At 42.7% G+C, this 14,364-nt stretch carries 15 protein-coding genes; 10 read left to right on the top strand and 5 right to left on the bottom strand.

What is annotated here, in order from left to right:
* The first annotated feature begins 61 nt into the window (after positions 1 to 61).
* Both OCV11_RS20730 and OCV11_RS20735 read left to right on the top strand, forming a co-directional pair.
* Positions 62 to 613: a hypothetical protein gene (locus tag OCV11_RS20730; RefSeq protein ID WP_261897903.1), complete on the top strand. Its 552-nt coding sequence runs from the start codon at positions 62 to 64 to the stop codon at positions 611 to 613.
* A gap of 212 nt (positions 614 to 825) precedes the next feature.
* Complete coding sequence (locus tag OCV11_RS20735) at positions 826 to 1,158, top strand: hypothetical protein (RefSeq protein ID WP_261897904.1); 333 nt, start codon at positions 826 to 828, stop codon at positions 1,156 to 1,158.
* 159 nt (positions 1,159 to 1,317) lie between these two features.
* Here OCV11_RS20735 and OCV11_RS20740 read toward each other — a convergent pair whose 3' ends face one another.
* Positions 1,318 to 2,157 (bottom strand): MIP/aquaporin family protein, encoded by an 840-nt coding sequence (locus tag OCV11_RS20740; protein WP_261897905.1) that lies wholly within the window; start codon positions 2,155 to 2,157, stop codon positions 1,318 to 1,320.
* Between the two features lie 394 nt (positions 2,158 to 2,551).
* On the opposite strand from OCV11_RS20740, the gene OCV11_RS20745 reads away from it, so the two are divergent.
* From OCV11_RS20745 to OCV11_RS20755, 3 genes are all read left to right on the top strand, one after another.
* The gene (locus tag OCV11_RS20745) at positions 2,552 to 3,010 is read left to right on the top strand and encodes a nuclear transport factor 2 family protein (protein WP_261897906.1); all 459 of its coding nucleotides are present in this window, start codon (positions 2,552 to 2,554) and stop codon (positions 3,008 to 3,010) included.
* Positions 3,011 to 3,488: 478 nt separating this feature from the next.
* Positions 3,489 to 4,484 carry a 2-hydroxyacid dehydrogenase gene (locus OCV11_RS20750; RefSeq protein WP_261897907.1) on the top strand — a complete coding sequence of 332 codons (996 nt, stop codon included), beginning with the start codon at positions 3,489 to 3,491 and terminating at the stop codon, positions 4,482 to 4,484.
* A 610-nt stretch (positions 4,485 to 5,094) separates the two neighbouring features.
* The gene (locus OCV11_RS20755) at positions 5,095 to 6,087 is read left to right on the top strand and encodes a hypothetical protein (protein WP_261897908.1); all 993 of its coding nucleotides are present in this window, start codon (positions 5,095 to 5,097) and stop codon (positions 6,085 to 6,087) included.
* A gap of 278 nt (positions 6,088 to 6,365) precedes the next feature.
* Here the strand turns inward: OCV11_RS20755 and OCV11_RS20760 are convergent, their stop codons facing one another.
* Positions 6,366 to 6,602: a thioredoxin family protein gene (locus tag OCV11_RS20760; RefSeq protein WP_261897909.1), complete on the bottom strand. Its 237-nt coding sequence runs from the start codon at positions 6,600 to 6,602 to the stop codon at positions 6,366 to 6,368.
* 9 nt (positions 6,603 to 6,611) lie between these two features.
* Positions 6,612 to 7,598 carry a permease gene (locus OCV11_RS20765; protein WP_261897910.1) on the bottom strand — a complete coding sequence of 329 codons (987 nt, stop codon included), beginning with the start codon at positions 7,596 to 7,598 and terminating at the stop codon, positions 6,612 to 6,614.
* Between the two features lie 372 nt (positions 7,599 to 7,970).
* Between OCV11_RS20765 and OCV11_RS20770 the strand changes: the two genes are divergently transcribed.
* Positions 7,971 to 9,011 (top strand): S1 family peptidase, encoded by a 1,041-nt coding sequence (locus OCV11_RS20770; RefSeq protein WP_261897911.1) that lies wholly within the window; start codon positions 7,971 to 7,973, stop codon positions 9,009 to 9,011.
* A 100-nt stretch (positions 9,012 to 9,111) separates the two neighbouring features.
* On the opposite strand, the gene OCV11_RS20775 is transcribed toward OCV11_RS20770, so the two are convergent.
* Both OCV11_RS20775 and OCV11_RS20780 read right to left on the bottom strand, forming a co-directional pair.
* Positions 9,112 to 9,687: a sigma-70 family RNA polymerase sigma factor gene (locus OCV11_RS20775; RefSeq protein ID WP_261897912.1), complete on the bottom strand. Its 576-nt coding sequence runs from the start codon at positions 9,685 to 9,687 to the stop codon at positions 9,112 to 9,114.
* Between the two features lie 163 nt (positions 9,688 to 9,850).
* The gene (locus OCV11_RS20780; protein WP_261897913.1) at positions 9,851 to 11,194 is read right to left on the bottom strand and encodes a sigma-54 interaction domain-containing protein; all 1,344 of its coding nucleotides are present in this window, start codon (positions 11,192 to 11,194) and stop codon (positions 9,851 to 9,853) included.
* 361 nt (positions 11,195 to 11,555) lie between these two features.
* Between OCV11_RS20780 and OCV11_RS20785 the strand changes: the two genes are divergently transcribed.
* The 4 genes from OCV11_RS20785 (at position 11,556) to OCV11_RS20800 (ending at position 14,302) form a co-directional block, all read left to right on the top strand.
* Positions 11,556 to 12,110 carry a BON domain-containing protein gene (locus OCV11_RS20785; protein WP_261897914.1) on the top strand — a complete coding sequence of 185 codons (555 nt, stop codon included), beginning with the start codon at positions 11,556 to 11,558 and terminating at the stop codon, positions 12,108 to 12,110.
* Positions 12,111 to 12,142: 32 nt separating this feature from the next.
* The gene (locus OCV11_RS20790; protein ID WP_261897915.1) at positions 12,143 to 12,307 is read left to right on the top strand and encodes a DUF1328 domain-containing protein; all 165 of its coding nucleotides are present in this window, start codon (positions 12,143 to 12,145) and stop codon (positions 12,305 to 12,307) included.
* 40 nt (positions 12,308 to 12,347) lie between these two features.
* The gene (locus OCV11_RS20795; protein ID WP_261897916.1) at positions 12,348 to 12,542 is read left to right on the top strand and encodes a hypothetical protein; all 195 of its coding nucleotides are present in this window, start codon (positions 12,348 to 12,350) and stop codon (positions 12,540 to 12,542) included.
* Between the two features lie 146 nt (positions 12,543 to 12,688).
* The gene (locus tag OCV11_RS20800; protein WP_261897917.1) at positions 12,689 to 14,302 is read left to right on the top strand and encodes a diacylglycerol kinase family protein; all 1,614 of its coding nucleotides are present in this window, start codon (positions 12,689 to 12,691) and stop codon (positions 14,300 to 14,302) included.
* Positions 14,303 to 14,364: the final 62 nt, after the last annotated feature.

Here is a 14,364-nt window from a genome sequence, read left to right on the forward strand (position 1 = left end):
GTTCCAATTGAACTAAAATATACTACATAAATTTATTATTAATGTTAGTAGAATTATTTATATGGATAAGAACTTACTAAAGAAGTACCTAGAATATGCAGCAAGCGAGGAAGCTATAGCAGTTTTATTTGTTAAAAAGCATCTAAAAAAAGCAAAAGATCACTGGATCGATATTAGTAACAGCAGGAAAATTAAATATAGCTATCAATGTAAAATATCCGATGGCGATTTACACTTTAAATTCGTAACTGGTCGTCTCTATAAAAGAAAATTAAAGCCTCAATACCCACCAAAGTCAGAGTTTATGGAAAATGGTAGATTTAGAGAGCATGATTACTACTTAGCTATACGTGCAATTACTTGGGAAACCGCTCATAAAGATATAGAGCAACAAAAAAAGAAAAGTGTAAAGGCAATAAATTTCAATATCACAGGGGTTAGTTACGATAAAAACCGTGATAACAAAAATTATTTCAGATCAGATGCGCCGTCAGAAATTAAAGCACTCGCTAAAAATCTTTCTGATCGAACGGATCCCTTATGGGATAAAGCAATTGAATATGCAGTCGAGCCAGAATTTGTTTATGAAATTAAGAGTATTAAATTGAGTTAATCACTCAACTTAACAAACGAATATGGTGTCAATGTGGATTAAGACGAATCACCGTTAAGTATTGGCTACTTGTCAGCAATGCCCTAAACCTCATGGCATAAGAATCGCGCCCAAACGGGCAGCAATGTGCAGATGTTTGATCTTATCTCTTAAATTTTTTATGGTGATGAGGTAAATTACCGATAAATTATGATGTTAGGAACATAGATAAGATGAAAACGCCTGATCAATTACGCTGGGCAAAAGCAAAGCAGCAAGGTATTTATAAATTCATTGGTATCCGCGGTATCTTGTTGTTTACCGTACCAGTTTTTATCCTAGAAACTGTTTTGACTTACAACATGGGTGTTGAAAACATTTTCACTGGTAGCTACTTGCTTAAAGCCTCTATCATTTGGATTTTATGTGGTGTGCTCTACGGTTTCTTCCTATGGTCTCGTTTGAAAAAACGGGCATCCAAAGATGACCAAGAAGAGCAAGATAGAAAGCTGAGTAAAAAAGCGTACAACGCCAAATACGGCAAAAAGAAAAAGGTCAAATCCTAAGCTGTTAATGGCATCCCCCTGAAAATCTGGGTTGGTTGCTGGATTGTTGCTATAAACGCCCAATGAATATTGAGCGTTTAAAATATGGAAACCTAACGAGGACACACGCCGTACTCGTTAGGTTTTTTTGTTTCTGCGATTGCCATTTTTCGTTGGAAACTACACCAGTTTTTTCAATGGAGTATCCAGTGTTTCTTGCTGTTGCTGTTTTTGCACATAGGGGCTTGGGAAGTATTTTACGATCAAACTTTTATACGCAATGGCACCTAAACAGGTGCCGATGACAGGGGCAATAATCGGCACGAAGAGATAAGGAATATCGCGCCCACCAGTCATTGCTACCTCTCCCCATCCGGCGATGTAGGTAAAGAAGCGCGTACCGAAATCGCGCGCAGGATTCATCGCATAACCTGTTAAAGGTGCAGCCGCACCGCCAATCACACCAATCAAAATGCCCATCAACAGCGGAGCTAATGGCCCACGAGGTACGCCATAGCCGTCATCGGTGATCGCCATCATCACACACATCATGATGGCGGTGAGAATCACTTCAATCATAAAAGCATGGCTCACACTGATCGCGGGATGCGGAAAGGTGGTAAAAATGCTGGCGAGATAGAGGCTGTCTAAAGAGCCACGCACCATGTGGTGCAGGCTTTCATAAGCGGTGAAAAGATCCTGATAGAAGTAATAACACATCACCGCGCCAAAAAATGTTCCTAGCAGTTGTGAAAGGGCATAGGGAATCACTTTTCTACGTTCGAAGTTGGCAAATAGCCAGAAGGCGATGGTGACTGCGGGATTTAGATGCGCACCCGATATTCCTGCAGTGAGATAAATGGAAAGAGAGATGGCAAATCCCCATACCATACAGATTTCCCATGAGTTTAATCCGGTATCGGCTAGCCGCACTGCGCTGCAGCAACTGGTGCCAAAGAAGATGAACAATGCGGTACCAAAGAACTCTGCAATGCACTGACCTTTAAGATTGTGGGTCATACTATTCCTCGTTATAAATGACAAACGCGATGGCGGATGGCAGAGCAATATATTCAAGAAACCGGTTTCATAGATTGCTTAACGTCACACAATGCGGTGATTCAGTGGTCAAGCCAGGCAGTTTTTAATCAAATAAGTACCAATATTGTTAGTTACGATGATTGAGGTTAGAACGTGATTTTTTTGCGGGGACACACGCTTTTAAGTTCTGATCTCCTTCTGCTGGTTACGATTTTACACTTACAAAAACGTTAGTACTTACATTAAGTTAGTTGTGATGGCACACTGTAAGCGCTCTTTAAAAGAGCATGTGTTTGCATAATCAAATCAAGCTCATCGAGGTGAGTCTTGATATTGCTATGTTGTGGAAGAAAAATCTCTTGAGGATGTGCCTATGCGTAAGATGCTTCAAACGTTATTTATCTCTGTATTACTTTTCAATTTCAGTTCAGCTGCTTTAGCGAGCGAAAAACTCTCTCAAAAACAACAAAATCTTCAAACGGTGCTTAATTTTTACGAAGCTGGACTGAACAAGAAAGACGCCGACGAGGCGTTAAAATATCTCGGTGATCGTTATGTGCAGCACAATCCTAATGCGGCGGATGGTCCTGAAGGATTCCGTGGTTTTGTGACCTTTTTACGTGATAAGTTTCCTAAGTCTCATAGCGAAATCAAAGCCAGCTTTGTGGATGGTGACTATGTGATTTTGCATGTTCATGCGGTGCGTGAACCTGGCGAAAGAGGCGTTGCGATTGTCGATATATTCAAATTGGAAAATGGCAAAATTGTTGAGCACTGGGATGTAAGCCAACCCGTTCCTGAAAAATCTGCCAACAATAACACTATGTTTTAACTCATCCTTTCTGCCTGCTTTTCACATTACCACCGCATCTTTACCTCAAATAAGATGCGGTGAGTGTTTTACCATATCTCCTTTCACTGAGTTTCTATGGCTCTCGCCCTTTATTAAAATGACTTTGTGCATATCAGTTAGTGTGAGTGTCTATTTGTCCTATTAATGAATTGCTTATAGCGACGTGATTACCGACTTGGAAGCGTTTCGAGTAAAAATTTAATCGTGATTTTTGCCGGTCAGCATGGTCAAATAGCCTGTAATGAGTTGAGTCACTGTACCGATGTTTAACCCATTACAACGCACAAAATATAGGCGTTTGACCATAACCGATATAGTGAGTCGCCGATAAGGGGCTATCATCCCTAAGTGTTTGAACTGACAATGTGGCAAAGCAAGTTTTAAGACTATTTATTCCTAAATTTTAAGCCAATGCTGTTATTCATACCGACATTGGTAACGCCTTCAGGAGAGTTCCATGATCAACATTGCTTTTTTTAGTGCAAAATCATATGACATCGCATCATTTAACCATGTTGTTGATAACCATCAGTTTAGCATTCAGTTCCATGACTTTCGCCTTACTGAAACCACCGCCCAAATGGCTAAAGGTAGCCTAGTCGTTTGTGCCTTTGTTAACGATGATCTGAGCGAAAGTGTGTTGACCCAGCTTTATCATGGGGGCACACGTCTTATTACTATGCGTTGTGCCGGTTATGACCGTGTCGATCTTGCAGCGGCGAAAAAGCTTGGAATGCAAGTGACACGTGTTCCTGCTTATTCACCAGAAGCGATTGCTGAACATGCTGTGGGTATGATGATGGCGTTAAACCGTCGCTTTCATAAAGCCTATCAGAGAACACGTGATGCCAACTTTAACCTTGAGGGGTTGGTTGGGTTTAATTTTTACGGCCGTACTGCTGGGATCATCGGTACAGGACGTATCGGCTTGGCGACCATTCGTATTTTGAAAGGACTGGGAATGAGAGTGCTGTGCTTTGATCCGTTTGAAAATCCTGCTGCCGTTGCATTGGGCTGCGAATATGTGACTTTGCCAGAGCTATTTAAAAACAGTGAAGTGATTTCGCTTCACTGTCCTATGTCTGAGCAGAACTACCATTTGCTCGATAGCAAAGCGTTCGATCAAATGAAAGACGGTGTCATGATCATCAACACCAGCCGTGGTGAGTTGGTCGATTCCGTAGCAGCAATTGAAGCACTGAAAAAGGGCAGAATTGGTGCTTTGGGATTGGATGTGTATGAAGATGAAAAAGACCTGTTCTTCCAAGACAAATCAAACGATGTGATCGTTGATGACGTTTTTCGTCGTTTATCAGCCTGCCATAACGTATTGTTCACCGGACATCAGGCGTTTCTGACTGAAGAAGCTCTTAACAATATTGCTCAGTCGACTCTCGACAGCGTGCTCGCATTTGCCGCTGGGCAACGTTCAGGTAATGAACTTATTGAGTGATAAAACACACGCTACCTACTGAAAAGGCATTGAATTAGCAGGACACACACCATTAGTTCTTCGTTAAGTGTAATTTCTTCATTAAGTGTAGTGTACTCGAGCGTAGCTGTTTTTCTCCTTATCTCCGATTGTCTGGCTTTTTGCCCCACAAATTTCTTTAGTCAGCAGCAGCTTATGGTGATTGCTGACTGAAGATGGGGCTGTGCATTTCATCAAAAAGCTCCATAAGACCAATCGATGTGATTAATAGCCATATCTTCTTGCTTTCTTACAAGGACACACACCACTAGAGAGCACAAAGTTTGGGTGCCAATTACCTGTCTATACGTTGTATCTCTATATGTTTTACTCATATATGCATTCCATTGTATTTACATCTCGTTACTTATTTATTTTACCTAAGTCAAAAAGTCATAATAAATTTAGGGTTACTTGTGGGTCGGTCTTGTAGGAACGATCTAGCTTGACTACAAATTGATATGGCGATACTCGATTTCTATGTTTAATTTTTTGCTTTGGTCAGTGATTACATTTACGGAATCGGAGTGAAGATATATAGAGATATATCTATTGAAAATCGGAATGACGCATTTTTATAGAGATAAACGTTATGTTTAAATTTCAAAGTCACTATAAATTTGGTGTGATGGATATAAGGTCAAAATGGAAAATGGCATATATCAAAATAATGATTAAATCGTTAGTGATCATGTGTTGGAGTGGCGCACTTATCTTTCTAGCATCCATCGCTTTTAGCGGGCAAGCTTCGAGTATTTTGGACTCTGCCGCTCGCGAATTTGGCAAGTGGGTTGATCCACCACTAACTTCAGAACGAGTTGAGCTTGATGGTACTGCCGTTGGATATCTGTATGATTTTGATCCTGTGACCTCGTTTCATACGTTGTTAAGCACCCTGAACAAAGTTATTCCTACTTGGATTGATGCTAACGTGATCGCTCATGATACCCATATGACCGAAGAGATGAGAAAAGCGTATTACTATGCTTTATTTGATGCGATTGATGAACACTTTATTGCGGTGGTTCAAGATAAAAGTATCGATCCCACGAAAGACACGATAAGCCGAGATATTCTCCCCAAGCCATTTCATGATTTGATGTCTCAAGATCAAGTGACACTGCCTGAGCTTGCGGTTAATTATGTGAAACAGCAAAGGTTGAAAAATGATTCCTTGGATCTCAAAGTAAAATTGGTCAACGACTTTTTTATTATGCTTGTTCTTGGGGCATTCGGTAGCCTCGTCTTTCTTTTGAAAGGCTTTTTAAAAGCAGAGACGGATCAGTCGTTAATCGCTTATTTTGTGAGACCGCTGTTAGGTATGTTTTTGGCAATGGCGGTATTTTTAATCGACATGCTTACTCATTCCGTCATCTCTAATTCAGGGATTGAAATGATGAGAGTTGAACCGTTATACATCTTAGGTTTTGCGGCTGGCTTATTATCAGAGCAGGTTTATACGTTGGTTTTGCAACAGTTAGAGAATGTGATAGAGAAAAGCAAATCATCTGAAAACAATTCTTCCGCAACGACGGCACCTGACGATAAGTCACCAGATAAAGATACGCAGCAGATATCGCACTAGCTCATTTAATTTCTCACATATTTTCTAAGTAGTGGATAAATGGTCACGAGTGACCCTTTAGTAAATTTTATTGGTGAGTGTGGTTAATTGACGAGTGTGGTTAGCTTTTCGTCTCTATCACAACCTAATGAGGACACACACCGTTACGGGTGGTTTTCATTTATCACTTTTTATTCAGCGAGCCCAAATAAAAAAAGCCTGTTCAAGTGCCTCCCCAGAAACTTGAACAGGAAATCGCTAGCAATTTGCCTTGTTGTTGTTTTTATGTTGGCGGTTTTCTATTCCTGAAGCCAAGACTCAATCATGGCCACTTGGGGAATGCTGCCCGAATGCACCAGCTTATCGTCAAGCACGACTGCGGGAGTAGACATCACGTTAAAGTGCATGATGGTTTCTAAATCAGTCACTTTCTCTATATCGACTGCCACGCCTTGTTGTTGAGCGACTTTTTCAATTAGTTTGGCTGTATTAGTACAATTGGCGCAGCCAGAGCCTAACACTTTAAATAGTTTCATGTTTATCTCCTAGATTTGCCAAAAAGGCGGATTAAATAGCCAACCCATGAGGGTAAATGCGATCAGCAGTAGCCCAAACACCATCGCGAGCAAGCGCCACTGCATCACTTGTTTCAACATCACAAATTCAGGAACACTGGCCGCAACCGTGCTCATACAAAAAGCGAGTGTGGTTCCGATAGGTAATCCATGTTCCAGTAAGCTTCCCATGATCGGAATAACCCCAGTCGCGTTCGAGTAAAGTGGAATGCCAATGACGACGGCAGCCGGAACTGACCACCATTGACCTTCTCCTAAGTGGTTTTCTAACCACCCCTGAGGGACAAATCCATGTAGGGCAGCGCCGATACCTACGCCGATAAATACCCATTTCCACACTCTTGCGACGATGGATTTCATCTCTGTTATGGCAAATTGATGCCGATAAGAAAAAGTCAGTGACGCGCCGATATCATCGGTGGATATGGTGCGGTTTACCCTGTTTTTTGCTTTGGTAGCAATAGGTTGTAGCCAGCGCTGCGCGTTCAATAGGTCAAGTAGTCCACCGCTCAATATGCCAATCGTCATTCCAACTAGGATATAAATCAGGGTGAATTTCCAGCCGAGTAAGCCAAGCAAAAGTAACACTGCGATTTCATTGATCAGAGGCGAGGTGATAAGAAACGCCATGGTGATCCCCAATGGAATGCCCGCCGAGGTGAAGCCGAGAAACACCGGAATGCTTGAACAGGAGCAAAACGGGGTGATTGCACCAAAGAAACTGCCTAACAAGTATCCGATGACACGACGTTTGCCGGCCAAGTAGCCGCGGACTTTTTCCACATTCAAAGAGGCGCGCAGTAGGGCTATCACGTAGATCATGATGATCAATAGCGTAATGATCTTACTGGTGTCTTCGATAAAAAAGTGCACCGCATCAGCCCATTTAGTGTTGGGCGCAAATCCCAACCCATCATAGGTGACCCAATTAGCAAGCAGAGTGAACAGCTCAAGCATGGTGCATCTCTTGGCGATATTGATTACTTGTCTCTAAGACGTATCAAGGGGCAAAAGGACGCAGCAAAAGATCACATAAATCACTGAAAATAGGATTTTAATGCGTTGTCGCTAATGAGGGCGGTATACAATCAGTGCGTTAAGCGACTTAGCTCTCATAGATGAACGTCGGAAAAGAGATGTAAACTAGCGTTTAAGAAAATTGATGCTTATGTTTTAAGTAAGCATGTTTTTTAGAACCGACATGGATGGGATAGTTATCATTCGTGAGTAGTACACCGTGAGCTTAAAAACCACTAAACCACCATGCCAAAGAGTGATGACTGAGTTGAGTCTTTGTCCTCGCGATGGGCAAATTTCCGGAATATGTTGATGAAAACCATTTTTCTCTTTGTGACTCTTTGTATGTCGAGCGCAGCGGCGCTGGCATCTGATTTATCAACTTATATTACTGATGGTTCTCGAACCACTGCATCGGCTTACCCCGATTATGTCACGCTGTTTTATTACCGCGAGTATTCAACGGGTTACGTTTATGGAATGTACTGTGGCGGTACGATGATCGATGCAACGCATGTTCTGACTGCTGCGCACTGTGTTACGGATGATGATAGTGAGCCTAATGAGGAATACATTTTGTATACCGTCGTTGCTCAAGTGGACACGCTATCGGATTTTCCAAATAACGCGACATATGTGCAGGCGGAATCTGTCTATTATCCAGATGACTATCAATACTCTTCAACTAATCTATGGCCTAACGATATTGCGGTGGTCAAGCTGGCATCAAGTTTGAATATTGGTCATTACGCCAATTTGCCAAGCCAAGGCTATGAAGATTATCGTGGTACGGCAGACACCTTTATCGCAGTGGGTCATGGCAAGACGTCGACCAATAGCACGACCAGTAATTACCTGCTTTCTGCCGAAATGGATTATGTTTCTAACTCGGTTTGTGCAACGGATTTGGCGAATATCCACGATACCCAGCTCTGTTTCGCGGGTATCTCTTCTGGTAGTTCCAGCAGTTTAACCACTGGTGTTTGTTCTGGGGATTCTGGTGGACCGATATACGATACCACTGAAAGTCGCTTACAAATCGGAGTGACCAGTTTTGGTCCATCAACTTGTGGCGTTGGTTTAACCAATAGTGGTGTGACGGGCGTGTTTACCGAAGTCGCAGACTATGCTGATTGGATCGCTAACGTTGTTAATGGCTCCGTCACGGCTAAATACACTGCGACGGAGGCGAAACGTTCTGCCTACAGCAGTAGCTCAAGTTCCTCATCGTCTGATGACGACAGTACGGTTTCTACCACGTCTTCATCAGGAGGCGGTAGTGTCGGGCTTATCTCTCTGATGTGGTTAAGTTTGTTCGGACTTGCGCGCTTTATGCCACGAATTCTCAGATAAAACCCCACTGTCGAACAAAAAGTCTATCTTATGTTTTATGCCGCCTAATTGATGCCCTTGCTTAGTCAGCGAGGGCATTTTTACTGGTGAAGGGAGTCATTTAATGCTCATCAGGATGAAATGAGCTTACCTTTTGCTGTTCATCCAACACGATATGACACTGTTTCAACAAGACGTCTCTTAGCTTGGTTCGGGCTCTTTGAATGCGAGATTTTGTGGCAGTCAGCGTCAGTTGATGCTGCTTTGCAAATTGTTGTTGGCTGCAACCGAGCAAATCGCATTCGGTAATGATGGCGCGATCGCGGGTGCTCAGTTTGTTCAAGGCTTTGGGCAGACACTGGCAAAGTTTATCAACGGTGGGCGTCTCAACTTCCTCGCAGACCAGTTCGATGTCTGAAATATCGATATGGCTTCGCTTGCCCTCGCGGCGCTGACTATCGACTAACAAGTTGCGTGCGACCCGATAAAGCCACGCTTTTTGGTTGTCGATATCGCAAAACGAGCGCTGCTGTTGCAGGGCTTTCAAAAAGGTCTCTTGCAGTAAATCTGCTGCGACGGACTCGTCTGCTGTCTGCTTTACCAGCCAATAATAGAGCTCAGTTTCGGTTGTTTCCCATGTCGTTAGTAAACAGGGAACAGCACCTTGGGATGGCGTTAAAAACGCGCTTTTGGACATAATATGTTTGCTCAAGCTTACCGAAAATAATATCTAAAACTTATTGTACGCTGGCAAAAGATAAGAAATTCCTCTGAGTTCAAGAAAGTAACAAAAGGTTCGCGGGGTGAATCAGATCCCCGCGATGGTTCGCAAATTAAGGTATCAATAATAAAGTAACTACTTAATTACTCTGGTACTTCTCGAGCTTGTTGTAGAGCGTTTTGACACTGATGCCAAGATCTTGAGCTGTTTCGGTTTTATTACCTTCCCGGTCCTCAAGGGTTTGCATGATCGCTGCTTTTTCTAGCTCTTCCAAAGGAACCCCTGTTGGAACTGCGTATAACATTGGTGAACCGGTTTCGAGTGGCGGGGTATCAAAGATAAGGTGTTCATCTTTAATCACATCGTCAGCGAGAATAAAAGAACGTTCGATACAGTGTTTGAGTTCTCGAACATTGCCTGACCAATTGTAATGGGCGATTTTATCAATGGCCGAGGGGAGGATGGTTTTGGTCTGTTCTTCATGGGCGTTACGATGGCTAATAAAATGTTTTGCGAGACCAACAATATCATCGCCACGCTCTCGCAGAGGTGGCACTTGGATAGGGAAATGAGACAGCCTGAAGTAAAGGTCTTCGCGTAAAAATTGCTCTTCAATCGCCGTTTGGGGATCTCGGTTGGTCGCCGCAATCACTCGTACATTGGCGTTCTGGGTTTGCTGACTCCCAACTGGGCGGTACTCACCACACTCTAGTACTCGTAAGAGTTTAACCTGGTGTTCGAGTGGCATCTCGGTAATTTCATCCAAAAATAAGGTGCCGCCATTGGCTTGGGCAAACACTCCGTCATGGGCTTTGTTGGCTCCCGTAAACGCGCCTTTCTCGTGACCAAACAATTCACTGTCAATTAGCTCGGGAGCAATTGCGCCGCAGTTGATCGCGATAAAAGGGCGTTGATTACGTTCGCTGGCTAAATGAATGGTTTGTGCCACCAGTTCTTTACCTGAGCCACTTTCACCAACAATCAATACGTTGGTATCGGTTTTCGCTACGCGTCTAATCAAACGATATAACTTGTGCATTGGCGCAGATGAGCCTACTAGCAAGCCATATTGGTCTAAATGGCTGGTGGAAATAGCTTGTCCTTGAGTATTCAGATTTTGATAGTAGAGACTGATTTCATTGAGTGTTTCTTCAAGCACTGCCATATCAACAGGTTGACGGTAATGAAAAATGGCGCTTATACCCATCAAATTATCCAGGTGGGAGTTAGGTGTGCCGGAGCTGATTAGGATGAGCTCCATATTCTGTATCGTGCTGGATGTTTTTAAACGTTGATAATCTTCATGAGTAAAGCGGGTTACTTCAATAATAGCCAAATTAGGCTTCTGTTCTTCAATCGTATCTATCCAATCACCAGATACGCTATCAGAAATAACCGAGAATTTTTTTACCGGTTCCAATCGCAAAATATGATCATTTAGTGTTTCACTTTGTATGTACATAAAGAGGCTAGGAAGTTGCATTTTATACTCTTCACTCTCTGGAAGTTGGAATATTAGAATATCATAAAGTAAAAATGGTAAGTCTGATGAATATGGCTGGAATGAAAGGAGATTGTCAGAGAATACCTTAAGCAAGCTTTGCTATTAATAATGGCAAGCCGATATACCCCTATAAAATACATATAATTTATCCAATGTTATGTGATGAATAATTTTTTCAATCTTGGTGTGTAAATAATTCAGGTTTCGCCTTATTAGATGGCTGGTTAGCTTTCGAAAATATTAATAATCACTTTAAAAACATTGTGTTACAAATTTGGCATGGCTGTTGCAATTGTTTGAGTACACCTAAGAAATATTCATCCACAAGAGGAAACGAAACATGAAAAATATGACGAAAAATCTTCTTATCACTTCTGTGCTTTGTGCTTCTTCAATGTCAGCTTTTGCTGCAAATTCTAACAATTGGCAAAATAAATCGATGGATGCGTGGATTGATGGTAAAGCAGAAACGGTATTACTGCTCAATACCAACTTAAACTCTTTCGATATCAATACCGATGTCGATCAAGGCGTTGTTACCTTAACGGGTAAAGTCGATAACGATGTAGATAAAGATCTCGCTGGTGAATTAGTAAAAGGCCTTGATGGAGTTAAGAAAGTCAATAACGAATTAACGGTGATCGATCAACAAGGCGATAAATCGAATGGTACAGTTGATCAACTCAATGACGCGAAAATTACCACTATCGTTAAAACTCGTCTGTTAATGGATTCAAACGTCAGTGGCACCAATATTGAGGTCTCAACGGAAAATGGCGTGGTGACATTGAAAGGTCAGTTAGATAACGATGCTCAGCAAGATCTCGCCGTCAATATTGCACAAAACACAACTGATGTGACCAAAGTGGTGAATGAGATTACCGTGACTCAATAACCTGAGCCTGCATATGGAAGAGGATATTTACCATGATTAGATGGGTGTTGATATTCCTGGTCATCGCATTAATTTCTGCCGTGTTCGGATTCAGTGGTATTGCTGGCGCGGCCGCTGCCATAGCCAAAGTGATTTTCTACCTCTTTGCCTTATCGTTCATCGTCTCGATAGTGATTGTGATGTTTGGAAAGAGATGATTAGCAGACACTTTAAAACAATAAGTTAGGAGTAAGGATTATGAACGTTTCAACATTAGCAAAAGCAGCCGTCGTCGTTGGCTTAGGTTTTGCGTTAATGGCTTGCGATAACGAAGGTCCGATGGAAAAAGCGGGTAAGAAAGTCGACCAAGCGGCAACGGATACGCAAAATGCGATTGAAGATAAATGTGAAGACATCAAGTCTGATCTTAATCAGAAAGATACCGACTGCTAAACGCAGCGTCACCACCAAGGAGCATCTTCTTGGTGGTGCTGTTATTTGTGTTTTCGCTGAAAGTGCAAATAACAGCAAATTTGCTACTGGTTTAAGTTAAATAAAGCGATAGATGAAAGACAAAATAACAAGCGAGGTCGCGCAAGATGTTTATGGTTAAACATTATATCTTCATCACTATCTTATGTTTTGCTGGGACAGTCGCGATACCCAACCTACTGCTAAAAGTGATTTTGGGCTGGATTGGCGTGTCGGTTTTTCTCGTTATTATCGCTTACCTCTACAATATCCCTTCGCTATTTAGAAAGAACCAAGATGGCAAAATAGTCTGGTGGATACGTTGGGCATTCACTCCTTTTCTGTTAGGAGTAAAAGCTTACAACGCCTGGAGTCGTAGCCGAGATAGCATACCCGCTATTCATCATGTTGCTCCCAACCTTTATGTTTCCCGTCGTTTATTGTCATCGGAACAAAACGAACTGAAACGCCGTCATGTCAGCTGTATCGTAGATGTGACTGCGGAGTTCGTTGGCTTGGAGAGTGCCACTACGGATAAGCAATTTGACTATCTCACGATTCCGGTTTTGGACCATACGGTTCCCAGTGTAACGCAGCTAAAACACGCACTTAATTGGATTGATACGCAAATAGCACAAGATAAAAAGGTAGTGGTGCATTGCGCTTTAGGGCGTGGACGTTCGGTCTTCGTGGTGGCTGCTTATCTACTGAGTAAAGATCCTAACCTTACCGTGGATGACGCTTTAGCTCGTATCCATGACATCAGAAGCTCCGCAAAATTGAACAAAAAACAGCTTCAAGCTCTGTACAAGTTGCGAATGGAAGATGAGCTGGAATTGACCGCACCTGCTTGGCTCATTGCCAATCCTGTGTCTGGCGGTGAAGCGTGGCAGCGCTATGGCAAAAGCGTAATACATAAACTCACGACTCAATACCCGCTTAAGGTTATGTTTACCTCAAAAGACGTTACTGCCGAAACATTGGCTAGAGAAGCGATGAAGCAAGGCGCCGAATTGGTTGTTGCTGCAGGGGGAGATGGCACGCTTTCGGAGGTCGCGAATGTGCTTGCCTGTTCTGACGTGAGGTTTGGTGCAATTCCGCTCGGTACGGCTAACACCCTCTGTCATGTACTGTACGGTGGACAATCTAAACTGTTTCCTACCGAGAAACCGTGTGCGGCGATTTTGTCTGGGCAAGCGAAGAAAATCGATATCGCGTATTGTAATGATAAGCTGATGTTATTGGTGTTAGGCATAGGGTTTGAGCAGCAGATGATCGAATATGCTGAGCGAGAAAAGAAAAATCAAAGTGGGCAGTGGGCATATCTTACTGGATTTTTTAATTCGGTTACGCGAGATCAACCGATCGAACTCACCTACCAACAAGATGATAATCCGAAGCAGAGTTTGTCGGTTTCCAGTCTCGTGGTCGCAAACACCGCACCTTTTACTACGGTTCTGGCGCAAGGTGGGGAAGAACCCAAACCCACGGATGGGCTGCTGCATATCACTTATCTTTGCGGTACAGAAAACATCGGCGAACGAATTCTGGCGCTATCGGATATCACGCTTTCTGCTCTAGACCTACGTGAAAAAGCGCAGCGCTTTACTTACGCCACGGCTGAACGAGTTGAAATATCAGCAAGTGAGCCCATTGATTATGTGGTGGATGGGGAACCTTTCACTGCTGACAGCATCGTGGTGACCATTCAACGTAATGCATTAAGTGTGTGTACTCTTTAGTTTTTAAGCTGTCCCAAACATCGTCAAAGCGAAAGTAAAAAAGCTTCATAACAGGGCATCTA

It is taken from the genome of Vibrio porteresiae DSM 19223 (genome assembly GCF_024347055.1).
Classification (GTDB): Bacteria; Pseudomonadota; Gammaproteobacteria; order Enterobacterales; family Vibrionaceae; genus Vibrio; species Vibrio porteresiae.